Origin of the sequence: Bradyrhizobium sp. BRP56, assembly GCF_020194035.1 — a bacterium.
Lineage (GTDB): Bacteria > Pseudomonadota > Alphaproteobacteria > Rhizobiales > Xanthobacteraceae > Bradyrhizobium > Bradyrhizobium australafricanum.
The window spans coordinates 277,505-300,309 of record NZ_JADYVV010000001.1; the positions used below are offsets into that span (position 1 = coordinate 277,505).

Sequence of the window (22,805 nt, forward strand, 5' to 3'; positions counted from 1 at the left end):
TCGTTTGATCAGTGGGCCGGTTGGGGAATCGGCGACGGCGGTTTCGTATGCATCTCGGCATTCGACAAAAGATTGACGCTCGCTATGCCATCAGCTGGATGTTTCGGCCGACGGACATTCAGAAGATCATGCACGATCAGTTTGCTGGCGCGCCCGTCACCGAACGGATTGGCACCGAGAGACATGGCTTCGTGCTCCGCTGGCACATCGAGCAGGCGCTCGACGCCTGCAACAATGCGAGCCGGGTCGGTGGTGACCAGGCGAGCGACGCCGGCGTCAACGGCCTCCATGCGCTCGCTGGTATCTCGCATGACAAGCACGGGCTTCCGAAGCGCCGGCGCCTCCTCCTGAATTCCACCGGAATCCGTGAGGATGAGATACGAACGCGTCATGAGGTAGACGAACTCGGGATAGTTCAGGGGTTCGATCAGGAAGATATTCGACGCATCGCGCAGATGATCAAATACCGGCCCGCGCACGTTCGGATTGAGATGAACGGGATACACGATCTGAATGTCGTCCCGCCGACTGATCGTTTTCAATGCCTCGCAAATTTGCCGGAACCCGGATCCAAAGCTCTCGCGCCGGTGTCCGGTCACGAGGATGAGCCGCTTCGAGGTATCGAGCCATAAGTATTTCGCTTCAAGCGACCGGCGAAGCTCGCCTGGTTGAGAGATATTTGAAGCCATACGGAGCAGCCCGTCGATCACGGTATTGCCGGTGACAATCACGGCGTCCGGCGGATAGCCTTCCTTCAGCAGGGCTGAACGCGCACGCGACGTCGGCGCATAATGCCTCGTCGTAACGACCGCAGTGACCCGCCGATTGGCTTCCTCCGGCCACGGGCTCATGAGATTGCCGGTTCGCAATCCCGCCTCGACGTGCCCGACACTGACCGACCGGAAGAAGGCGGCAAGTGCAGCCGCCGTACTGGTTGCGGTGTCGCCCTGCACAAGAACGTAGTCCGGATTGTAGTCGGCGATGATCGGATCGATTCCGGTCATGACCGCACTGAACACTTCGCTCAACGACTGGTTCGGCCGCATGATGTTCAGGTCGTAGTCAGCCTTCAACGAGAACGCCGACATCACATCATCGAGCATCTGACGATGCTGGCCCGTCACGCAGACGCGCGTTTCAATTCCTTCTGCTTCGCCCAGCGCCAGCACAAGCGGTGCCATTTTGATCGCCTCTGGACGAGTACCAAATACGCTAAGAATACGCATGAAGCCCGACGCCGCCTGTGTTCAAAAATTTTCCGTGTTGAATATTCTTGCCGTGTCGAAATGATGCGGCACGCTACCGGATTTTCCCGACGCGTTCATCGCCAACGTGGGCTCGGCGCATGTTAAATGAAATTTATAGCTAATTCTCGCGATTGCCGCAGAGCGCGTTGCGCATCATCGAAGCCGGTTGTTGTCAGGCGGTTCCAGATTTAACTTTTTCGGGTTAACGCGCACTCAATCGTTGTCCGCTGACCTTCTTCGCAACTGTCAGCGAGTTCCAGATTTAACTTCTCCAGGTTAACGCGCATTTGTCGATGCATCCTCGTGCTTGCATTCGCAACGGCTCGGCGAGAATGCCCATGCGTGCAATGAACTCCAATGACAGGCTCGCATTATCCAATTTCGGGAAAACTTGGACAAAACAAGATTAAATAGCGTATGGACTTGCGTTGATTGGCGCCGTTCGTGACGACGATCAGCACGCAACTCGCTCCTGGTCGAGGGATTCCGGAAGTGGTGTGGCCGGCATTTTCCGGCGTTTGATAGGTCGGAGGCAGCGCCTCGTGGAAGGCAAGGTTTTACTCCTCTCGCAGCGTCGGATTTCCGATCTTGTCGCATTTTGCCTCAGCTATGAGTTCGAGGACAATTTGGCGGCGATGACGCGCGCCGATCGGTTCGATGTTCGAGATCGTGCTGCACTGGAGTTCTCGCGACGGGTCTACAAGTGGACGCGCCTTGCATCGGGATCGACCAAACTGGCAGGTGTGCTGGCACCCTCCCCGCCGCAACTGCGGCTGCAATGCGATTACGAGCTGTTCTTCCCGATCTTCAGCAATGCGTATCAACTTCACTCGCTCGCCGCGATTCCCGACTGGCGCAAACGGTGTCGCAAGGCCGCATGCTTCATCACTGAAGTCTGGGCAGACGACATCCCGGAGTATCTGGTCGAGCTCCTGTCCGGATTTGATCATATATTCGTCGGCCTGCATCACTGCGCACCGCAGATTGCGCGAATAGCAGGTCGACCGTGCAGCTATCTGCCGCTGGCGGTCGACGTTGAGCGGTTCGCGCCGAAACCCGAGCAGCAGCGATCGATCGCTGTGTGCAACATCGGGCGTCGTTCGGCGACGACCCACGCCGCGTTGCTGGCCGGCGCCGAGAGAGAGCGCCTCTTCTACTACTACGACACTGTGGCGGCGAGCGGTTCGAACCGAAAGGAAAGGACGTTCCGGGTCGACAATCCGGAGGAGCACCGCATCATGATTGCGAATATCCTCCAGCGCAGCCGCTATTTCATTGCCAATCGCAGTCACGTCAACAACCCGGAGTTTACGGCTGGCCGTGACGAGATTTCCGCTCGCTTCTATGAAGGCGCTGCAGCCGGAGCAGTGATGGTTGGCGAGGCGCCACGCACCGAAGAGTTTGCACGGCAGTTCGACTGGCCCGATGCGGTCATTCATGTACCCTTCGATTCGCCGGACATTTGCCAGATCCTCGAAGCGCTGGACGCAGACCCGGCGCGACTGCGAGCGGTTCAGAACGCAAACGTCCGGGAAGCCGCACTGAGGCACGATTGGCTCTACCGCATACAGGCGGTATTCGACATCCTCGGTATTGCTCATACCGATCAGATGCGCGCACGAGCCAACCGTCTGCGCCAGATCGCCGGATCCTTTGAGCTGCCAGCGGCCGCCTGAAATCGTCGCCCTCGCGTGGTGCGGAGCACTGCGGCGTTTCCGCCGTTTATGGTTAACGGCCTGTTAAGCGGCGGCTGCTACATGCCAGCAGGTAGGCGATCCTTTTCATATGATCGCCAGGGTGTCGCGAACGTCCGCAATGGCGGACAAACGTCAAGCTGCGTATCCAGGCATGAAACGCTCCAGTCAGCTCCCCTCGGCTCAGGCGGCCATCCTCAATGCGCCGCCCTTGCCACGTCAGGCAGACAGGCTTGCTGCACCTCTGCGACGGCGTGGCGCCTGGACGCAATTCGTCGAAGCCCGCCTGCGCGAGCCCGTAAATCCGGAACGAAATCCCGCCGAGCCGCCGCCAGACAGTCCGACCGACAAGCAACCGACGATCCTCGGCGACAATCCGAGCTTGCCGAACGGCGGACCGACGAATGAGGCTCATCCGCTCCCTGACCTGGAGCAACCCCTGCAGCCGATTGTGCTCCCGCAGGATGAGGTCAGTCGGCGCCTGAATGAGGCCGCGGAGAACATCGGCCGCCGGACAAATGTGGCTCCGCCTGATGCCGGACCAGACGACGGGTCCGGCTCCCCTGCGGCCGATCCAATCGATGTTTCAGCGGAGGAATCCGACAACCACACGCAGCCAGCGCCACCGGACTCGCATGCCGGCTCAGCGGTAGCCTCGTACACGCCTGAAGCAGATGAAGGAGAGGGATTCAGTCCGGCCGCGGACCCACGTCCGAACTCGGTGCCGCCGGCGTCAATCCGTCCAGCAGTGCAACCGCCCGTGCACACCAGCATTGCCGAGGCGAGCGTCGCGGTGCAGGAACAGCAGATCATACTGATCGACAAGCTGATCGCGGAAGAACTTCAGAGCTCGCCGCGAGACCGACGTTCCATCACCAGCGAATGGAAAGTGCGCAACTTTGTGTGGTTCCTTGCTCCGACAGCGGTTCTGCTGGCGATTGGCACCGGAATGCTCATGCGGGGCAATGTTGCATCCGTGTTCAATACAACACCCCAGGTTGTCAGCCATTCGAACGCGACACCCGTTCAGTCGCCACCGCAAAGCAGACGCAAGCTGAAACCGGCAATTGCCACGTTCGTACATCGTGCTCCGATCGAAGCAGCCGCGCCCGCACCACCCGCACGTTCACTGCCGACGACATATGGGATTTTTGCGTCAAGCAACGGGCGGATGATCCGGCTCGAGCCGATGAACATCCGCCTTCCCGACAGCCGGATCGCCGTGTCGGTATTGACCACGAAGCCGGGCACCGTTGTGGTGCCGCACGGCCCGCTTTCGTTTGTCGCGTATCAGCGCGAGCTTATGACAAGCGCGCCCGACAACGCGCAATTGCGCATTCTCGCCCAGGTCGCACGAACACCGTCGTCACCGGCAGTCGCTATGGCCAACGATGCCTGGGCGATCCGGTCCGTTTCCGTCGACCTGACCGTAGCGCCGGTCCCTGAAAGCCGCGAGATGGTCGAGCTGCAGCCAGTGAACCCCGATCTCGTCCTCTCACCCGGCCGTTACGTGCTGGTCTTCAAAAACCAGGCCTACGACTTTGTCGTAGCCGGCAAGGTTACCGATAAGGCCCATTGCCTCGATAGGGCGGAAACGCCGGACGGCGACAGGTTCACCGAATGCCGCAAGCTCCCGTAATGTAGGGCGGCCCGGTCCTAGGGCGGCGTCGACGCGACCGCGGCCGGCGGCAACTTCGTCGCTTTCGCAGTGGCGGCACCGACGCTGAGCTGGCCGGTCCTACGCCAAAGCAGCAGCCCTGCTCCGCCGCCGATCGTGCAGATCGCAAGCAGCACAATTTCCCCGCGCCCCAATCCTCCAGAGATCAGTGCGTAGGGCAGCATGCCCAGGCCCATCCAGAAGAGCTTTTGCCACTGGTAGGAATCGTACCTCTTGCCAAGGTTACGACGCTTGAACCACAGATCTTTCGCTTCGCGCGAAAACGGAAGAACACGTCGGCACACGGCCGGCACAAGGCGAAGCGCGAGCAGCAGGGCAAGAAACATCGTCAACACGACCACGATACGATCGTCGCCGCCGGACAGCAGTCGGAACACCGGCAGAATGCAAAGGCCGAGGCCGATCCTCAGGAATGCCCCGGCGGGCCACGTGTCCAAGTTAATCAGGAAGCGCTCAACGGAGGTCATGGGCGTAATCCAGGATCAGGAGTTGACTTGCAGTCGTACAATGCCGAGGTCGCGTAGCAACGACCACGCGAGTTGCAGTGGCCGCGTGATCCTGAAGACCCCGATCACGACGGTCAGGTAGGCCGTCACACAGATCACGCTCGCGACGGGAATTCGCAGCAACCGCGGCAATTCCTGCAGGAATGCGTCCTGTATCGAGAAGGCGACCGCGACGGCGACCAGCGCAGCAATGGTCTGCGGCGCTGTCGCGCGCAGGACGTCCCCGATTGTGATCCCGACAGGCCTGCCGGCGTAGACCAGCGCTGGAACGAACAGCACGAACATGGTGACCGTGTAGGCGATCGTCACTCCGATCACGCCGAACGGCAGTCCAGCTGCAAGCGCAACCAATTGGCAGATTGCACTGAAGATGCCCCATCGCATCCACCGATCTGGACGCCCGACCGCGACATGGACCCAACCGAGAGTTCGCTCGATGCAGTCTGCAATGCCGCGAATGGCGAGGATACAGAGCAGGGGGCCCGCGGGAGACCATTTCTCTCCGAGAAGCACGATCACGATGTCATGAGCGCTCACGGCCAGGGCGGCGAAGGCGGGCCCCGAAAAGTAGCAAAGCAGTGACAACGCGCCTTCCCAGGAGCGCTTCAGTTCAGCCGCACTGTGCTGGAGCTTGCTCAGTCCCGACACCGCGATGTTGTGCAGCGGCTCACTGAGAATCGACAGCAGGTTGTTGTAGATCGTGAAGGCGTTCTGAAAATAGCCAAGCGGCCCTGCACCGAGGAAATACCCCATCGCGATTCTGTCCGCCGAACGAGCGAAGTAATCCGTCATGGTGAAGCCGGTCACTCCCAGCCCGAACCTCAGCAGTTCCTTGACCATTGGCGTAAGTCTGGGCCTGCCCGGTATCCATCGACAGGCGGTCCAGGCTCCCACGACGGTCAAAGCCGACGTTATGATCGGCTTGGCGATCAGCGCCCAGTAGCCCCAGCCCGAAAGCGCCATTCCGACGGCTGCCGCGCTTCCGATGATGTTCGCCGATATGTCGATCATCGCGATGCGGCGAAACTGCATTGCCCGACGCATCAACGCATAGTGCTGCGTCGACAAAGCCATCATCAGGAAGGTCACCGACAATGCCACCGCCATGCCCGCGAGCGATGGCTCGCCGAAGGCACGCGCTATCCACCGACCGGACGCAGCCAGCACGACAGCCAGCACGACGCCGATCAGAACATTCAGCCAGAACAACGTGCTGACCTCGGCGCGTGAGATGCTGCTCCGCTGGGCGGAGGCCTCGCTCATCCCGAGATCGACGAAAAGGGGAGCAAAGCCGATCAGGGCCAGCATCATGGCCACCAACCCGAAATCATGCGGTCCGAGCAGTCGCGCCAGTACGATCGTGGAGGCCAACTGAACGAAGATATTCAGTCCGCGCGCAGCGATGAACGCCACGCCGCTGTGCAGCGACCTGCGGCCAAGGCCAGAATATGGCTTGTTGTCCGCAAAATACTGATCGGTGCGTTCGTTCCGATGCACGCGTCGTTCCCGCTCAATTCGCCGGATTCTGGCTTTGAGGTACCCGCTCAAGCCAGATTTCTCGCCAATAGGGATAGATGGCGCGCGGGCAGAAGCGGCGGCAGATCGCATAGCGCGCCTCACACACGACATCCTTCAGGATAATCGCGTCCGTCTTGAAACGGACCATCTTGCACGAACCTTCGTCGATGATCTGCTTTTGACGCCTCTCGACCTCGTACTCGCGTTCCGTGAACGGTACCATCTCCGGATCAAAATACAGGCCGCGGTTGCGGTAATTGCAGTCCAGCGTCTCGAGGATGTCCTTGTACGGCTTGACGCGCACGACGTCGCCCACCTGCAGATCAAGCCGGGACTGCGGGGCCTTGCTACCTTCTGGCACACCGAAGGGCCTGATCGGATAAGGCACGCCACCTCTCATGCGCTGGAACGTGTCGTAGATCCAGCGCATCGCGGTGCCGATGCCCAGCCCCGCTTCGGTGACCGTACGCCAGACCGAGAACGTCAATCCGGCGACGAGATCCTGCAGCCGAACGTTACCCGAAGTGTAGTCCTCGACATACTGACGCGGATCCCACCACTTCAGGGGTTGCGTGGCGAATTTGACCTGTGTGTTCTGGCAAACGTAGGTCGGCTCGGTTTCGCCCACCTTCGGCGGATGCTTGATCGTGCTCCACAGCGTTTCCTCGCTGCAGCCGCCAGACCCGAAAGGCTTGCCCGCGCCATTTGGCGACGGCCCTTTCTCGCCCGCCGGCTTCAACCAGGCGTCCTTCCAGAATATCAGACAGGCCGCCTCGCAGCCGTCATGAGCCGCGCCATTGCAGCGAATGTTCTCGAGATGCACCGTGTTGAGCATCTTGCGGCCGCCGATACCTAGCGCGGGATCGCAGGTCTTGTGAGCTCGCTTGCCGACGCGAAGCGTCTTGCCGCAATGCTTCAGCATCTCTGGCATGAAGGGCATTTCCTCCAGGCGGCCGTTGGCATCCAACGTCGCGAGGATCTCCTCCTTGCTTCTGACCTCCACCAGGTCGCCAGCGCGAAAGATACTTGAGAATAACGTGCTCATATCGTGCGCCTTGAGATACACCCTGCAATCAGAACTTCACCGGCTGCGTGACGTCCGCGCAACCATCGTCAGATCAGTGTCAACTTTCGCCCGAAAAATGCCTCGGCGAAGCGTTCCGCAGCCCTGCACTCCATGCCCCGAATCCGCGCGAGGCCGCGAAAGGTGTCTGCATCGAACCACTGCTTGGATCGCTGCGTCCCGAAATGCTTGAGCAGGAGTTCAATCTTACGATCGAGCGCCGCCGCCGATACCGGCATGTAAACGTTGGGTTGACCGAAGTCGCCATCCCACTTCGGGATCTCATATTCCAGAATCTGATGATCACGAAACGTGTTCCAGGTCAGGCGGCAGACCTGACGATGGTCCTGATGGGCATCATCCCTGCGATGCGTCAGAATGACGTCGGGCTCGACCCGCCGCTTCAGCGATTCAAACCATTCCTTGATGGCTTCTCCCCTTTCCGGGAAAAATCCGTCGGGAAACGACAGCACCTCGACATTCGCGGATGCAGCCTCGCACAAGAAGTCAGCTGCCGACGCTCTCGCCTCAGCCTCCCGTATGGCGCCACCGCTTAGAACGCACCAATGCACGTCCAGCTTGATACCGTGCTCGATCAGACCAAGCAGCGTCGCTCCCGCGCCGATTTCAATATCATCCGAATGGGCGCCGAGGCATAGGATCGACAGACGGTCTCCGGGCCTGGCAAGCTGCAATGCTCTCATTCCGGTTATGCCGCGCTGGCTACCGACGGGTGATTCAGCCGCCACGGCGTGTCGCCGCGCTCCACCATGTCCTCCAACACTTGTCTATCGCGCAAGGTATCCATGGCGCGCCAAAAACCCTCATAGCGATAGGCCATGAGATGACCGCCCTCGATCAAACGGTTGAACGGTTCCTGGACGAGTTCTTCTCCCTCCTTGATGTAGTCGAAGATTTCGTTGCGGAAGATGAAGTAGCCGCCGTTGATCCAAATCTCGGACTCCTGGCTCGAGCGAATCCGCTGCACCGACCCCTCGGCATCAAACTCGGCAAGGTGGAAGCTGATCGGTGGATGGATCGCCACGAAGCAGCCGATCTTTCCGCTTTCCTTGAACTTCTGGATCATGTCCGGCAGCGGCGCATCGGTCAGCCCGTCGCTGTAGTTCGCAAGGAACATCTCCTCGTCCTGGACGAGATGGCGGACGGCCAGCAAGCGCTGCCCGATGTTGCGCCATGTCCCCGTATCCACCAGCGAAACCCGCCAGTCCGGCTGATGTTCGCCGATCAGCTCGACCTTTTTGCCGTACTCCGAGATCACGCAGTCGCTGTTCGCAGTCGCGCGATAATTCAGGAAGTAATCCTTGATCACGTTCGCCTTGTAGCCAAGGCACAATATGAAATCATTGTGGTTGTATTGGCTGTAGTACTGCATCACATGCCAGAGGATCGGCTGATGGCCGATCGGGACCATCGGCTTCGGTATGCTCTCCGAATACTCGCGGATCCGCGTACCGAGACCGCCGCAAAAAAGGACAACCTTCATGGCGCAACCTCACGCGGATCAATGATTTCGACGTTAGGAATCGGAACGATGAACTTGCAGCCCCAGTCCGCGACATGCCGCATTTGCGCGACGATTTCCCTCTTCAAATTCCAGGGCAGGATGAACAGGTAGTCGGGACGAGCCTCGTCGATGGCTTCGACCGGGAGGATCGGAATGTGCATTCCCGGTGTATAGCGGCCGTGCTTGTAGGGGTTGCGGTCCACGGTGAAGTCGAGGAAGTCCGTACCGATGCCGCAGTAGTTCAGCAGCGTGTTGCCCTTGCCGGGAGCGCCATAGCCGCAGATCCGCGCGCCCTTGTTCTTGCTCGCGATCAAGAACGACAGCAGTTCGCGCTTGGTGCGATGAACCCGCGATGTAAACTGCTCGTACTGACCTATGTCTTCCAGGCCGATCCGACGCTCATGGGCCAGCAGTGCGGACACCGCGGCGGAGACGGCGTGAGTCGCATCGGCGCGGCAGAGATAGACGCGAAGCGAGCCGCCATGCGTTGAGATCTGCTCGACGTCGAAAACCTTCAGATCATGCCGCCGCGCCAGACGATCGATCGTGACCAGCGAGAAATAGGAGAAATGCTCGTGATAAATGGTATCGAACTGATTTTCGTCGATGAGCCGCTCAAGATGCGGGAATTCGAGCGTAATCACGCCTTGCGGCGTGAGCAGGCACGCCATTCCGGCGGTGAAATCGTTTAGATCCGGAACCTGTGCCAGCACGTTGTTGCCGATAATCAGATCGGCGCGCTTGCCATCTGACACCAGCTTCCGCGCCAGCTCCAGGCCGAAGAACTCGACCATTGTCGGGACGTTCTTCTGCCTAGCAACTTCGGCCACGTTGGCCGCCGGCTCGATTCCCGTGACCGGCACCCCGAGCGGCAGGAAGTGCTGCAACAGGTAGCCGTCGTTGCTCGCGATCTCGTAGACGCGGCTCTCGGCACCAAGGCTCAGCCTGGCCTTGATCATCTCACAGTAGCGCCGCGCATGTTCCACCCACGACGTCGAGTAAGACGAGAAGTAGGCGTACTCGGTGAAGATATGCTCCGGTTTGACGTATTCCTGGAGTTGCACCAGGAAGCAGACCCCGCAAACCACGGTGTGCAGCGGATAGTACGGCTCCATGGCGTCGGTCTGGTCGGCTGTGAGAAAACTTTCGCAGAGGGGCGACATTCCCAGGTCGACAAACGTCGATTTCAACGTCGCGCCGCACAGACGGCAGTTACCGTGAGAGGATTTCGACCGAATCGATTTGAATCTCGAGTGAGCGTTCATTGGGCCGTACCATGAATATAGGATTGCCGAATATGAGATTGCCGGCGCTTAAATCGGGCTCGTTAGATTGAATTTTATCGTATGAAAGCGAACAATATGAAGCGATATCGAACAACAAGGTAAACCACGCAGTTGCTGAAAATTTTAGTAAAATTGTATAGAACTGGTCGTCGACAATTGGCCTCTCGGTCGGGAGTGGATACGTCCCATGCGCTTTGAAGCAACAGGACTTGACGGAGCGTGGCTCGTCAAAATCGAGCCTGCACACGATGAGCGCGGCTTTTTTGCGCGCACGTTCTGCGAAGACGAGTTTCGCGCATACGGGCTCGTGACCAGATTTCCCCAGCACAGCATCTCGAGCTCCTCGCGCAAGGCGACATTGCGTGGAATGCACTTTCAGAATGAGCCGCACGCCGAGGTTAAGCTCGTGCGCTGCTTGAACGGATCGATTTGGGACGTCATCATCGATCTGCGTGCGAACTCGCCTACCTTTCGTCAATGGCGCGGCTTCGAGCTTTCAGCGGAGAACGGTTCGCAGCTCTACATCCCCAAGGGGTTCGCGCACGGCTTTCAAACCTTGAGCGACAACGTTCAGGTCAATTACCTGATTTCGGAGTTCTACGAGCCTTCGGCTGCTAACGGCGTCCGATACGACGACCCGATGTTCGGCATCAGCTGGCCTCTGGCCGTAAGCACGATCTCCGATAAGGACCTGAACTGGCCGCTTCGGGGTGCGTGAGCGCCTACCGCACAGGCGCGAGGAGCCCGTGGCGCTCGAGCACCTTTGCTGTCTTCAGAATGACCGGGAACGGCAGGTCGGCACGCCTGGCGATATCAAGCAGAGAATGATGTCCGTCGGACAGATTTAGAATCCACAGCATCGCCATGTTGGCTGCAGCGGCGTCCTTGTCGCCGCCGATCGCACCATAGAGTCCGCGTCTGCCCAGCTGCGGTTCGCCTTTCGGCGACGTGTTGTAGTAGCTGCGGTTGCCTTCGAGCAGGTCGATGACTTCGGAAATGATGCGGAAGGATTCCCCGAGGTGCTCCGGCCGAATGAAGCTCAGGTCGTCGGCCGAGGTATGATACTGAGGGATGGCACCGAAACGGCTGCGCTGAAACAATCCCACCGGCAGGTTGAACCCGGGCGAGCAGTATTGCCGCTCATCATAGCCGTAGGGCGAAAACGCCAATATCGTCGGCGCCAGCTTGGAATGCTGCAGCGTGTGTATCATTGCACGGTCGATTTCGGCATCGCCCTGCCTGCTCTTCTTGTATGTCGGACCGGCGCCGTCTCCGACCATTGATACCACGAGGCCGTGCTTGATATGAGACACACGATGCTCATTGCGGGCGAGCCAGGTGATCGCGCCAATCGTTCCCGGCGCAAAGAGAAACCGATAGCTGTATCGCGTTCGCATCTGGGAGATGCGGCTTGCGAGCTCCGCAAGCAGGGCCAGACCGGAACAATTGTCATTGGCAAGCGAGGGATGGCAAACATGCGCCGACAGAAGCACCTCGTCGTCTGACTCTCCCCGGTGAAAATACTCACCATAGGTCAAATGCCCGTCGGCGAGGGTCGAGTCGATCACGACCTCGTAGCTATCGTCCCGCAGTTGCTCCAGCTGTCGGTGGGCCATGCAGAAAGCCCAGTTTTCCTGGTAGTAAGACGTTCGGTAGGGGACCAGGTCCGGCTGATCGGGCAATGTGAAGATGTGGGACTCAAGCTCGTCCAGCGACATGGTGCGGCGCACCGGCACGCTGTAGCTCATGACGTGCAGGTTCGATTCGTTGAAATCTACGACCTTTCGGCCCCGCGGGTCCTTGATGTACGCGTCCCGAATGTTCCACTCACGTGGCACGACCCAGTCGAGAACGGGTGTACCGGTCGGCACCTCGTGGACATCAAGGGAGATGTGCGCACCGATCTCCCGAAGGGTCTGCCGCACACCGTTACCGGTAATGCTGCGGCAGATCGGGTAGATCCTTTCCGCAAGCGCAAAGATCTTTGCGCCTGAACTTGTGACATCGTCTGCCGCCGACACGCCGTCCTCCTGGTGTGTCAAATCGATCGGCGCGTGTATTAGTTCGCGGCGAGAGCCGATTGCCCGACGCTCTGCCTCGACTTTACATGGCGGAGATCCGCATCGAGCACGCCGTCCGCCAGCAGCTTGTTGACGTGGCTGATGCGCTGATACCGGGGACCTTCGAACTCTTCGAGCGTGATGCCCGAGGCCCGGTAGGCCTTATAGAGCTGTTCCGCGCCCATCCTCGCATCCCATTGCGGCTTGAACTCCGGCAGCCGGGTTCGGATCTTTTCGAAGCTCACGCGGTAGGACCGCGTGTCGGGACCGGCGCCATCGGCAAATTCGATCTGACAGCCAGGGACAACATCGGCGACGATCTTCGCGAGATCGCGGATCTGGTAGTTGTGCGCCGTCTGGCCGACGTTGAAGGCTTCATTGAACACCGCCGCCTCGGGAGCCTCCATCGCCGCGATAAAGGCGCGGGAGATGTCCTCGATGTGAACGATGGGCCGCCAGGGCGTGCCGTCCGACTTCAAGAGGATCTTTCGCGTTGTCACCGCCCAGGCAACGAGATTGTTCAGCACGACATCGAATCGGAGCCGGGGAGATACGCCGTAAGCCGTTGCGGGTCGCAGGTAGACCGGGCAAAATCCGTCACCGGCGAGGCCGGCAATATCGCGCTCCGACTGCACCTTGGATTCGCCATAGGCAGTCACCGGGTTGAGCGCTCCGGTTTCGTCGATCATGCCCTCGCCCGCCTTGCCGTAGTTGCTGCAGGAGGACGCGAACACGAACCGTCGCACACCGGCTTGCTTGGCCAGTTGCGCGAGGCGCACGCTGGCTACATGATTGATCTGGTCGGTAAGGCCGGGTCTCAGATTGCCGAGCGGATCGTTCGACAGCGCGGCAAGATGCAGAACCGCGTCAAAAGCCTTCAGGTCCGCAAGTTCGGCGTCTCGCGTATCCTTGCAAATGGCCGGCACATCCACGATCGACCCGCCCTCTGCAAATGTGCAGCGAGAGTACAGATCGCTGTCGAGGCCCACGACTTCGTGCCCGGCACGCCGTAGCATCGGGGTGAGCACTGTTCCGATGTAGCCGAGATGTCCGCTCACGAGAACGCGCATCTAAACGCCTCCAAATTTATTCTGTTTCTATCTCGCCTACTTATTTCAAAATCGCCCGCTGATGCACGTGTTTGTAAAACCTTAGTTAATGGCGCGCCCGAAATTGCGGGAACGATCCGCTCAGGACGACGGAAAATGGTTGAGCCGTACCCCATGATCGTTGACGTCGCCGGTAGCGGCGCCAGGCGAAAGACGCCGCAGCAGCGCCTGGGGAACTCTGCGTAGTTGCCGGTGAAGCCGGTAACGTGTGGTGGAGCGGCTGACGTCGAAGCGATTGGCCAGTTCTCCGCCGAACGCCACAACGAATTTGTATCGCGCCTCGTTTTCGATTCCGCCATCGAAATCGAAATGAAGGCCCCGCTCGTGCGCCAGTTCGATGCCACTCCAGAGGAGCAGACTTACTGCGCCTGGATGCGCAATGCTCCTGTCCCGCGATGACAGGAAATAGTGCACGAACTTGTGGTCCCAGACGAAGAAGACCTGGGCGTGGACGTTGTTGTTCGAGTCCACCGCCGCGAGGATCTTGCATTGCTGTCGCTCGCTCGCGGCGGCATAGACAGCTTCCAATCGCGAGAGGTCGAAATACGACTTCGCGCCCTCCAGGTTGGCCTGGTAATACTTCACGAAGTATTTTGGGGACGTGACTTCGCGAATGGCGAGCCGTTCCCGCGCGCGTCGTATCACGTTCTTCGTCTTGTCGCGCAATCCCGACCAGAGCTCGTCTCGGGGGATCGTGCATTTCAGCATGAAAGTCGGATGCGCGCGCACCTCGTAGCCGCACGCGAGGAACGCGGCCACATCGCTGAACCCGGTATCGAGCGTCATCTCGACGTGATCGAAATCCGCGACCTGTTTGAGCAGGTCAGTGATGACCGCATGCGCCAACCGCATGCGCGCTTCCGTCTTGCCGGACTGCAGCGTGACCGTCGGTCCGAGAAAGCGCGTGATTTGAGGCATCTCACATATGTTCATCCCGCCTTCAGTACGCGTGACGAACCGGAGAGAACCCACGACGCGCCCGCCACGCGAACAAGTGACTTCACGCCAGCCACCGGGAGCCAGCGCATCCAGCCACCAATCCTCGTGAAAGACCGATTTGCGCATCAAATTCCTCTTCCGGAGACTAACCGGATAGCGAATCGGCAATCTGATTAAACCAAAACGTGCAGAAATGCCCAAGGTCCGCGCGGATCAGAAGGCCTTAGCTTCTATTGTAGTTAACGACGTCTGCAGCATTTAAATCGGGGCGCTCGCCTAGTTAGCCTCTGAGCTCGGCGTCGGTCAGGTGACGCATTGACGCAATACCGCGCCTGTTCAAAACATATTTAATCATTGCCCGCGAGGCGTGTGCTCACTGCGAACTTTTGCGTGCCGATCCATCCAAATTCGGCTGCACGAACGGCGTGCCGGCGTCATAGCGCGCTTTGGCCGGAAGCACATGAAGCTTCGTTTTCCCGACCGGGTCCACCCAAGGCCACTCGTATCCGCGCCCGGCGTCGAAGAACGGGGGGCGGCTTGTGAGGTACATGGAAGCAGGCAAGGCGCAATCCTCGCTTCCGGAATCCCAGTGCGTTTTGTTGGTGAGGTAATCAAAATTGCCATATCGAATCGTGGACGTCGCAACCTTTGCGTCCGTCGGATATGGTTTCACGGCGTCCCAGCCGAGCATCCAGACGCCGGGCTTTGCGTCGGTAAAACGGGTTTCATACGACCAGCCGTCCATCTGACCGGGAACCCCGAGCACGTTTCCTATGAAAGACATCCAGTAGGAATACGCCATCAGACCAGCGGCGCGGCGCGGCCCATTGCGGGGCTGCGACACATCGTCGATCGTCCCGCCGGCCTGATTGTCGAACGCTGCCCGGACGCCGCGCAGATAGTTGCGGAAAAACGTGTGATAGATGCTGTTGCCGTGAGTGTCGTCGCTGTCGGCGTTCTGAGCGTAGTTGCCCTCGAACAAGACGTGATGGGCGCCCACCATGTGGCTGGCGTTGAGCCCGGTCTCGATCCAGGCTCCATTCGTATTGATGTAGCCCATGTCCATGTAGTTATAGCCGACCACGGAGCCCGCCCCGGCGGAACGCGCCACCACCAGCTTGTTGGCCCTCACGGCAATTCCATTCTCGATCAGAACTTCCGACGATCCGGCGGAAAGACTAATGGCATATCCCCCTCCGCCGGGTTGAGCCCAGGCCGCGTCGTGCACATAGAACTCGCGCAGTTCGACCCGAAAGGAGCTGTGGATTGCAAAGCCTTCGCCGTGCCAAACCGAATTGTCGACGTTTTTCGCCCACGAAGAAGCAGCCCAATTGAAGCGAAGATTGCCCGCGTCGCCCCCCTTGAGCGCCAGATCTTCGACGCCCGCGTGCTTCACATGCGGCTGCGCGAAGCGTGACAGTTGAGCTGCGTTTGCTTTCCGATAGCTGATGTGAACTGGAGTCGTGAAGGTGATCCTGGAACCGGAGACGGTGCTGATCTCCTTGACCTCGGCAACAGGCCGATCAGGTCTCCCGAACCACGATCCGGCGCTCTGTGGCGTCGATGGGAACGCATCGGGTGCAAAGTCATCGACAAACTGAATTGCAGGTTTGTGCTTTTGCCAGACAACCCTGAAATCTTCCGACGCCCAGATCTCCCCTCGCCCCTGCGGGTCGACACGCCAATCAGCGGCCGACGCCTCGTCGAGCAGCACGATCTGTCCAGGCACAAAGCCCGCAGCGTCGTCGACCTCGACCGTTCTTTCGCCCTTTATTGCATCATTCCGAAGGTTCGCCGATCGCACGGCATTGACCGTATCGCTCGTGCTGGAGAAAAGCGACGGTCCCACCACGACCAGCGGAGACGGCTTGGCACCGACTGCGTCATTAAAAGGTTTCGCGCCATCCTGCTTTTCGAGCATCGTCCGGCCCGGACCGGAGCCGCGCAGCGTGATTGCCTTGTTGAGCAGCAGGAAATTGCCGCCATTTATCAGAAACCGCCCCGCCGCCAGTTGCACGACCTGCCCTACCGGACATGCGTTGATTGCGCCCTGGATTGCTGCAGCGTCATCGAGTGCGCCGCCACGAGGCGACAGCGTCGCGCAGATGGTTTTTCGAGAGGGTATCCCACCCTCGGCCATCAGGCCGGGTTGCCAGGTCGTCGCGCGATCTGAAGGCAGTATTTCCATCGAATCGAGAGCAAATGCGGACGAATGGCTTGAGCATGCAACGAAGATCATCGTTGCAGCCAAGCACTGCCAAGGCCGTCGCAGGGCCGTTCGCAGCGTCCGGTGACCAGGGTTGCGCCGCGTCGCGATGACCTTCCGGTTGAACATGCATCCTCTGACTTGCAGCGCCGAACCGACCGGCTTCGCGCCTGCTAGCGTGACCTCACGACGTTGACGGGAGTGGACGGCGGCCTGAACCGCGGTCCGTGGGTGCGCCGCATTGCTGGACGCCTGGCTATCCGCAAGCTGGCCGCGGGACGCGCCTGCCCCCAATATCTGGCAGCTTCAACCGCGGCTATAACGAACACGACCCACAGCATTTCGAAGCCGCGCATCCACGTGCTCTCGAGACCGTTGGTAATGGCAACGTAGAGAACGATCGACAGCAGGATCCATGCCCGCGAAAGATCAAACCGCGCCAGGCGACCGATGCCGTGTATCGTCGCAAGGATGAACGCGACAAGCAGGAAAAATCCCGCATAGCCTAGTTCAAGCAACGTGTCTTCATACCCATTGTGGGCGTTGGGCATCTCCTTGACCCAGCCCGGCGCTTCCACGATGCTCGGCGCGTCGGGCCCAACCAGCCAGAACGATTGATAACCCCAGCCCAGCAGCGGCTTCTTTGCGATTTGCATGTTTGCAAAATCCCAAATGATGGTACGGCCCGTGAAAGTCGAATCGCCGTACAGCATGTACGATACGCGATTCATGCTGAAGCCGGTGACGAACGAAAAGACCATCCAGCAAATCGGTATCGATACGACAATCACCCACACCGGAACGCGGATAGCCTTGGAAAGCTTGAGCAAGGTCCAGGCGAACGCCGGGACAAGCACCGCAAGACCAAGCGCCGTCTTTGAATTGCTCAGCAGCAGCAGCGCAACAGACATGAGCGCGGTAACGATGCCGAGAACCCGTCGCCGGCCGGGATGAAGCAGTTCATGGAGCGCAAGCAGGAATGCAACGGCAGCGCATTCGCCTAGATAGTTCTTGCCCGAGAAATAGCCCGGGTAGCCCCATGTGGCGAACTTCACGTCGATCGGCGGCCTGCCCATGACGAACAGCATGTTCAGCACGGCAGCGATAAAGAAGCACCAGAACAAGCCGCGCAGCAGGTCGGTCGATCGAGTTGCAACGATCGCCGGAAGCGCGACCGAGGCAATGATCATGGCCTGCTGCGCAAACCTGATCCCCGAAGCCTCCGGCTTGAATGCCCAGGCAACGCTCGCCCCCGCCAGCACAAGATAGGTAAACAGTATGATCAGGATCGGCGGAAAGCGGAGTCGCGACCGATTGCGCAGCGCTACGACGAGCGCGACAGCGGACAGGATCGGCCAAAAGATTTTGCTCTCTGGTCGAGCTTCCAAAAGACAAGCCGAGTCCGTCGGACTACAGGTCACGAGGATCAGGGGAAAAGCAATCGTGGCGTAGACACAAGCCAGCAGCGGGATGATCGCGTATCTATCGATTACCCGACCGGACGGGGCCGCCAGGCCTGGTCGCTGAGAACGCAATACGGCTTCGTGCATGCTCCGTGCCCGTCAACTCCCGTCGCCAAGGCAGCACGCTGATCGTTAATCACCAGCCTTGCCCGATCGTGGGGCCGCGCAGCGATACGATCAGCTTCTCAATGGCACTGGCGCCAACACGTACTCAGACACGGCTCCGAACACCAACGATAAGTCAATCTTTCCTGAATTTTTATAGTGAACGCTTCGTTAACGCTTGTCCCCTAGCGTGGCGCACAGGGCGGGCTGTTTCGCTTGGTCGATTGATATTCCGGGAAATTGTGGATGCCGCGTAAGTACATGTTTACTCGCGCAAATTTCTTCCGAGCCTGTGTCCGACAGTACGGCGGCCGATGCCGGACGGCGACGACCGTAAGCGGCGCGCAAGCAAGCGCGAAGAAGAGACCGGCGTTTACCAAGACTCCGTTCGTTAATCTTCGTTAACCAGGATCCAATGTCGTGCCGAGAAGTGCAGGCAAGAGTAGTCAACGAACGCCGCGCCTGACCACTCGTGAAGTGGCGCCGGCGCGGTCGGCTGGCAATTCCTCGCGTCTCAGTGGCCGCCTGTTGGGCGCCCTGGCCATCACAGCGACAATCGGGCTCGCTGGCTGCTCGACCATGCCGACCTCGGGACCGGCGAGCTCCTATGTCCGCGCGGGGCAAACCGACCCTGAAAGCGTGCACTATGCTTTGGTGCGCCTGACGGCTGACACCGAGAGGGTCCTGGTGCGCAACTCCAGGCGGATCGACCGTGTTTTCACGGATCGCCGCGGCCCGCCCGAGATTCGCTTTGGCATCGGCGACACGGTCAGCGTGACGCTGTTTGAATCGATGGCCGGTGGCCTGTTTACTCCGACCGAAGCCGGCACGCGTCAGGGAAACTATGTCACGTTGCCCAATCAGGCCGTGAATTACAAAGGCAACATCACAGTTCCGTATGGTGGCTCGATCCGCGCTGCGGGCCGGACGCCGGAGGAAGTCCAGAATGCGATCGTGAAGTCCCTGCAGGACCGTGCGATCGAACCACAGGCAGTGGTTGCGCTGGTGGATCAGAAGGCAACGTCGATCAGCGTATTGGGCGAGGTCGGAACGCCTGCACGCTTGCCTGCAAGCGCCAGCGGCGAGCGGCTGCTCGACATCATCACACGCGCGGGCGGCCCCAAGAATCCCGGCTTCGATACCTGGGTGACCCTCGAACGCGACGGCCGGCAGGGTACCGCACCGTTCGGATCGCTGCTCAGCCAACCGGCAAACAACATCTTCGTTCGCCCCCAAGATACGGTCTACGTATTCACGCAGCCGCAAACCTTCCTCGCGATGGGCGCTTCCGGGCAACAGGGGCAGTTCTCGTTTGGAGCCTGGCGCCTGACACTGGCCGAGGCCATGGCGAAGGCGGGCGGCCTCAAGGATGATCACGCCGACCCTGGGTCGGTGTTTATCTACCGAGGAGAACCACGCGAAGTCGCCAAGCAGCTCGGCGTCGACTGCACTCGCTATAGCGGGCCCCTTGTCCCCGTTATCTATATTCTCGATTTGAGAGATCCCGGCGGCTACTTCATCGCGACAGAATTCGAGATGCGGAATAAGGATGTCATCTTCGCATCCAATGCAACATCTGTCGAAGCGACAAAGTTCATGACTTACCTTCGGTTGATTATCGGCACAGTGAGCGATCCAATCGTCGCCGGGATCGATGCCTACACGCTGAAGGGACTCGCCAACGGCAGCATCTCCGGCGCGACAACCATCGTTACGTCGTCCCGATGACGACAATTGGCCTGGCGGAATCGGCTCGCGCGGCAGGTATGCTGCCGGCAACCGAATCCGCCGAGGCAACAGTCCGCGACCGGTGGCCCCGCCCTCACGGACACATTCCTGCGCTCGACGGCGTGCGGGGACTTGCCATCGCAATGGTGATGCTACTGCACTTCGTCGGCAATACGTTGCCGACCAACGCTGTCGAGAAGATCGTCGTCGGAATCACCAACTACGGCTCCTATGGCGTCGAGTTGTTCTTCGTCCTGTCCGGCTTTCTCATCACCGGAATCCTCTATGATTCACGGGAGGAACCGAACTTCTTCCGCAATTTCTATATACGGCGAGTGCTGCGCATTTTTCCGCTCTACTATGGCGTGCTCGCACTTGTCTTCTTCGTCGCTCCGCTTGTGAGCCCGCTGCGCGGTCCGACCCTCGACTATCTGATAGATCGTCAGGCCTGGGCCTGGCTGTACGGGGTCAATGTCTACATCGCATGGAACGGTGACTGGTCATTCTCGTATCTGGAGCATCTCTGGTCGCTTTGCATCGAAGAGCATTTCTATTTCTTCTGGCCGCTCGTCGTATATCTGGTCGCGAAGCAACCGAGAAAGTTGATTGCGGTCAGCCTTGGCCTATCGGTTGCTGCGATGCTCGCTCGCCTGGGCGGCTCCTTGGCCGGACTTAGCTGGTGGACAACCTATGTGTTGACACCGTTTCGCCTGGACGGTCTGGCCCTTGGCGCCTTTCTCGCCGTGGTCGTCCGACAACCGGGCGGACTTCAGCGACTTGTGGGCGCCCTTCCATACGTTGCGACCACTGCATTTGGCTTGCTGTCCCTGACTTTCATCTGGACGCGCCTGGTGACCGACCAAGGCAACGCTTTCGTCCTTCCGGTTCGGTCTTCCATCATCACCGTGCTGTTGGCTTGTCTCCTCATCTGGGTGCTCGTTGCGCCAAGGCGTTCCTTGGTATCGCGCCTTTTCTGCAGCCGACCGCTGATGTTTCTCGGGACCTATAGCTACGGCCTGTACGTCTACCATCACTTTATATCGTACTATCTCGTGACTCACCGAACCGAACTGGCACTCGGCGAATGGCTCGGCTCTCACAGCGCAGCCGTGGCAATACAGGCGACAGCGGGCGCGCTCGTCTCGCTGCTAATCGCTTATCTGAGCTATGAATTCGTCGAAAAGCGTTTCCTGGACCTGAAGCGGTTCTTCAACGCTCGGCGCGCCGTTGCTGCTGGCGAAGCGTTGGCGCCTTCCCATCCGTACCGCAACTGATGGCGAGCTTCGTACAGTAAAAACCCTCGAGAGCGCGAGCTGCTGAACTCCAGGCATACTTGCTTTCGGCCAAATGCCTCGCGGAACGTCCGAGATCCGCAGCGCGATCGGCATCGCCCAGTAAGCCGCTGACACGGGCGGCAAAGCTCTCGACATCGTCCGCGATCATGATGTCACGATCCGGCACGGCCTCGATCCCCTCGGCGCCCAGGGTTGTCGAGACGATTGCCTTGCCCATCGCCATAGCCTCGACAATCTTGAGCCGTGTGCCGCCTCCCAATCGCAGAGGGACGACGACGACCGCCGCCTCGGCAAGATGCGGTCTCAGATCCGGCACGAAGCCGGTGAACTCGATTCGGGGACCTGCCAGCGCTAACAGGGCGGAGGGCGGCGAACCGCCAATGATCTTGCAACGCGCATCCGGATGGCTGGCCGCGATGCGCGGCCATATATCGTTGATGAAGTGGATGACACCATCGACATTCGGTGCATACGACAAGAGGCCAAAGAACACGACAGTGCGCCCGTCGGGCTTCGGATCGTCGGCACGCGGGCGATAGAACTCGATGTCCGCGGCATTGGGAATGACAGTAGTCCTGGCTTCCGGCACTTCTTCAAGCAGCCGTCGTTCGTCAGCAGCGCTGCACAGATAGACGCCATCTGCGTCACGATAGGTCCCGAGCTCCTCCTTCCGAAGCTTGCGCCAATTGACTTCAGAATAAAGGCGACGAAACAGGCTGTCGCCGCTTTGGGCGTACTGGCGGGCAAGGTCGTAGTCGATGTTGTGAGAATCCACGACCAATACCGGAAGCTTCTCTCCTGCCGGCGCCTTGCGCAGCTCGTAGTGACCAAGGAATGTGAACTCGAGATTAACCACGTCGAAGCGCGTGGACCCAAGCAAGTCATCCAGCGTCTGACGCACGACGTCTGCCGTGATTCGCAAACGCTCGAAGCTGAGGGGCGATACCAGGGAGCGCAGTTGAAGCAAGCGCTTCGGCATCCCATCGCGACCGAACGGGTTACGCACGAGCACCACCTTGCGGCAATAGGCCTGCATGGCAGTTCGGCATTCCTCGATGTCGTGCTCGTCATCCACGAGCATGACTGCCGTCAGGTCATGGCGCTGAGCCAATTCCGTCATCAAACCGTGCATACGTGCCTGCGCGCCGATCCGCGGCGGGCTCGCAGGCATCTGTGACACGAACAGAATGTTTAGGCGGTCTGAGTGCATCGATCCAAACCTGCCTGCCGACGTCGACAGGTACTGAGATGCTCGCTGGGGCCCACATTCACATAGCTCGGCTTACTCAATGCTTAAGCCGAAGCCTTGCGTTAATAGTTGCCTCGTTCCTCTTAACGAAACAATGATAGAAAGGCGGCGTGTCCATTTATCCGCTTGGATTT

At 59.6% G+C, this 22,805-nt stretch carries 18 protein-coding genes; 5 read left to right on the plus strand and 13 right to left on the minus strand.

Annotated features, from left to right (window positions below; translation table 11 throughout):
• Positions 1-8 precede the first annotated feature (8 nt).
• Positions 9-1,226, minus strand: a complete 1,218-nt coding sequence (gene wecB / locus I6F38_RS01240; RefSeq protein ID WP_225158744.1) for a UDP-N-acetylglucosamine 2-epimerase (non-hydrolyzing) — start codon at positions 1,224-1,226, stop codon at positions 9-11.
• A 563-nt stretch (positions 1,227-1,789) separates the two neighbouring features.
• On the opposite strand from wecB, the gene I6F38_RS01245 reads away from it, so the two are divergent.
• Positions 1,790-2,923 (plus strand): glycosyltransferase, encoded by a 1,134-nt coding sequence (locus I6F38_RS01245; protein ID WP_225158745.1) that lies wholly within the window; start codon positions 1,790-1,792, stop codon positions 2,921-2,923.
• Between the two features lie 139 nt (positions 2,924-3,062).
• On the plus strand, positions 3,063-4,580 hold the full coding sequence (locus I6F38_RS01250) for a hypothetical protein (RefSeq protein ID WP_225158746.1): 1,518 nt from the start codon (positions 3,063-3,065) through the stop codon (positions 4,578-4,580).
• Between the two features lie 17 nt (positions 4,581-4,597).
• Here the strand turns inward: I6F38_RS01250 and I6F38_RS01255 are convergent, their stop codons facing one another.
• From I6F38_RS01255 to I6F38_RS01280, 6 genes are all read right to left on the minus strand, one after another.
• Positions 4,598-5,086 (minus strand): hypothetical protein, encoded by a 489-nt coding sequence (locus I6F38_RS01255; RefSeq protein WP_225158747.1) that lies wholly within the window; start codon positions 5,084-5,086, stop codon positions 4,598-4,600.
• Positions 5,087-5,101: 15 nt separating this feature from the next.
• On the minus strand, positions 5,102-6,622 hold the full coding sequence (locus I6F38_RS01260; RefSeq protein ID WP_225158748.1) for a lipopolysaccharide biosynthesis protein: 1,521 nt from the start codon (positions 6,620-6,622) through the stop codon (positions 5,102-5,104).
• Between the two features lie 13 nt (positions 6,623-6,635).
• Positions 6,636-7,688 (minus strand): hypothetical protein, encoded by a 1,053-nt coding sequence (locus I6F38_RS01265; RefSeq protein WP_225158749.1) that lies wholly within the window; start codon positions 7,686-7,688, stop codon positions 6,636-6,638.
• A 68-nt stretch (positions 7,689-7,756) separates the two neighbouring features.
• Complete coding sequence (locus I6F38_RS01270; RefSeq protein WP_225158750.1) at positions 7,757-8,410, minus strand: PIG-L deacetylase family protein; 654 nt, start codon at positions 8,408-8,410, stop codon at positions 7,757-7,759.
• A 5-nt stretch (positions 8,411-8,415) separates the two neighbouring features.
• Positions 8,416-9,210, minus strand: coding sequence for a glucose-1-phosphate cytidylyltransferase (locus I6F38_RS01275; RefSeq protein ID WP_225158751.1), 795 nt, complete (start codon positions 9,208-9,210; stop codon positions 8,416-8,418).
• Positions 9,207-10,496, minus strand: a complete 1,290-nt coding sequence (locus tag I6F38_RS01280) for a class I SAM-dependent methyltransferase (RefSeq protein WP_225158752.1) — start codon at positions 10,494-10,496, stop codon at positions 9,207-9,209. Before I6F38_RS01280 ends, I6F38_RS01275 begins: the two co-directional genes overlap by 4 nt.
• 208 nt (positions 10,497-10,704) lie before the next feature.
• On the opposite strand from I6F38_RS01280, the gene rfbC reads away from it, so the two are divergent.
• Entirely contained in the window at positions 10,705-11,235 is a 531-nt protein-coding gene (gene rfbC, locus I6F38_RS01285) for a dTDP-4-dehydrorhamnose 3,5-epimerase (RefSeq protein WP_225158753.1), read from the plus strand.
• Between the two features lie 4 nt (positions 11,236-11,239).
• On the opposite strand, the gene I6F38_RS01290 is transcribed toward rfbC, so the two are convergent.
• From I6F38_RS01290 to I6F38_RS01310, 5 genes are all read right to left on the minus strand, one after another.
• Positions 11,240-12,559 (minus strand): DUF4910 domain-containing protein, encoded by a 1,320-nt coding sequence (locus I6F38_RS01290; protein WP_225158754.1) that lies wholly within the window; start codon positions 12,557-12,559, stop codon positions 11,240-11,242.
• 17 nt (positions 12,560-12,576) lie between these two features.
• Positions 12,577-13,647 (minus strand): NAD(P)-dependent oxidoreductase, encoded by a 1,071-nt coding sequence (locus tag I6F38_RS01295; protein ID WP_225158755.1) that lies wholly within the window; start codon positions 13,645-13,647, stop codon positions 12,577-12,579.
• A gap of 120 nt (positions 13,648-13,767) precedes the next feature.
• Positions 13,768-14,751: a GNAT family N-acetyltransferase gene (locus I6F38_RS01300; protein WP_225158756.1), complete on the minus strand. Its 984-nt coding sequence runs from the start codon at positions 14,749-14,751 to the stop codon at positions 13,768-13,770.
• Between the two features lie 247 nt (positions 14,752-14,998).
• The gene (locus I6F38_RS01305; RefSeq protein WP_225158757.1) at positions 14,999-16,960 is read right to left on the minus strand and encodes a hypothetical protein; all 1,962 of its coding nucleotides are present in this window, start codon (positions 16,958-16,960) and stop codon (positions 14,999-15,001) included.
• Positions 16,961-17,004: 44 nt separating this feature from the next.
• Positions 17,005-18,381 carry an O-antigen ligase family protein gene (locus I6F38_RS01310; RefSeq protein WP_225158758.1) on the minus strand — a complete coding sequence of 459 codons (1,377 nt, stop codon included), beginning with the start codon at positions 18,379-18,381 and terminating at the stop codon, positions 17,005-17,007.
• Between the two features lie 597 nt (positions 18,382-18,978).
• On the opposite strand from I6F38_RS01310, the gene I6F38_RS01315 reads away from it, so the two are divergent.
• Positions 18,979-20,127: a polysaccharide biosynthesis/export family protein gene (locus tag I6F38_RS01315; protein ID WP_225158759.1), complete on the plus strand. Its 1,149-nt coding sequence runs from the start codon at positions 18,979-18,981 to the stop codon at positions 20,125-20,127.
• A complete protein-coding gene (locus I6F38_RS01320) occupies positions 20,124-21,401 on the plus strand; it encodes an acyltransferase (RefSeq protein ID WP_225158760.1) in 1,278 nt (425 codons plus the stop codon). Before I6F38_RS01315 ends, I6F38_RS01320 begins: the two co-directional genes overlap by 4 nt.
• Here I6F38_RS01320 and I6F38_RS01325 read toward each other — a convergent pair.
• Positions 21,337-22,632 carry a glycosyltransferase family 4 protein gene (locus I6F38_RS01325; protein WP_225158761.1) on the minus strand — a complete coding sequence of 432 codons (1,296 nt, stop codon included), beginning with the start codon at positions 22,630-22,632 and terminating at the stop codon, positions 21,337-21,339. The genes I6F38_RS01320 and I6F38_RS01325 overlap by 65 nt on opposite strands.
• Positions 22,633-22,805 lie beyond the last annotated feature (173 nt).

Excerpts from the sequence above, each read along its gene's own strand:
- wecB (WP_225158744.1), bottom strand. The coding sequence starts at position 1,226 with ATGCGTATTCTTAGCGTATTTGGTACTCGTCCAGAGGCGATCAAAATG.
- I6F38_RS01250 (WP_225158746.1), top strand. The coding sequence starts at position 3,063 with ATGGCGGACAAACGTCAAGCTGCGTATCCAGGCATGAAACGCTCCAGT.
- I6F38_RS01255 (WP_225158747.1), bottom strand. The coding sequence starts at position 5,086 with ATGACCTCCGTTGAGCGCTTCCTGATTAACTTGGACACGTGGCCCGCC.
- I6F38_RS01265 (WP_225158749.1), bottom strand. The coding sequence starts at position 7,688 with ATGAGCACGTTATTCTCAAGTATCTTTCGCGCTGGCGACCTGGTGGAG.
- I6F38_RS01270 (WP_225158750.1), bottom strand. The coding sequence starts at position 8,410 with ATGAGAGCATTGCAGCTTGCCAGGCCCGGAGACCGTCTGTCGATCCTA.
- I6F38_RS01275 (WP_225158751.1), bottom strand. The coding sequence starts at position 9,210 with ATGAAGGTTGTCCTTTTTTGCGGCGGTCTCGGTACGCGGATCCGCGAG.
- I6F38_RS01280 (WP_225158752.1), bottom strand. The coding sequence starts at position 10,496 with ATGAACGCTCACTCGAGATTCAAATCGATTCGGTCGAAATCCTCTCAC.
- rfbC (WP_225158753.1), top strand. The coding sequence starts at position 10,705 with ATGCGCTTTGAAGCAACAGGACTTGACGGAGCGTGGCTCGTCAAAATC.
- I6F38_RS01295 (WP_225158755.1), bottom strand. The coding sequence starts at position 13,647 with ATGCGCGTTCTCGTGAGCGGACATCTCGGCTACATCGGAACAGTGCTC.
- I6F38_RS01300 (WP_225158756.1), bottom strand. The coding sequence starts at position 14,751 with ATGCGCAAATCGGTCTTTCACGAGGATTGGTGGCTGGATGCGCTGGCT.
- I6F38_RS01305 (WP_225158757.1), bottom strand. The coding sequence starts at position 16,960 with ATGTTCAACCGGAAGGTCATCGCGACGCGGCGCAACCCTGGTCACCGG.
- I6F38_RS01310 (WP_225158758.1), bottom strand. The coding sequence starts at position 18,381 with ATGCACGAAGCCGTATTGCGTTCTCAGCGACCAGGCCTGGCGGCCCCG.
- I6F38_RS01315 (WP_225158759.1), top strand. The coding sequence starts at position 18,979 with ATGCCGACCTCGGGACCGGCGAGCTCCTATGTCCGCGCGGGGCAAACC.
- I6F38_RS01320 (WP_225158760.1), top strand. The coding sequence starts at position 20,124 with ATGACGACAATTGGCCTGGCGGAATCGGCTCGCGCGGCAGGTATGCTG.
- I6F38_RS01325 (WP_225158761.1), bottom strand. The coding sequence starts at position 22,632 with ATGCACTCAGACCGCCTAAACATTCTGTTCGTGTCACAGATGCCTGCG.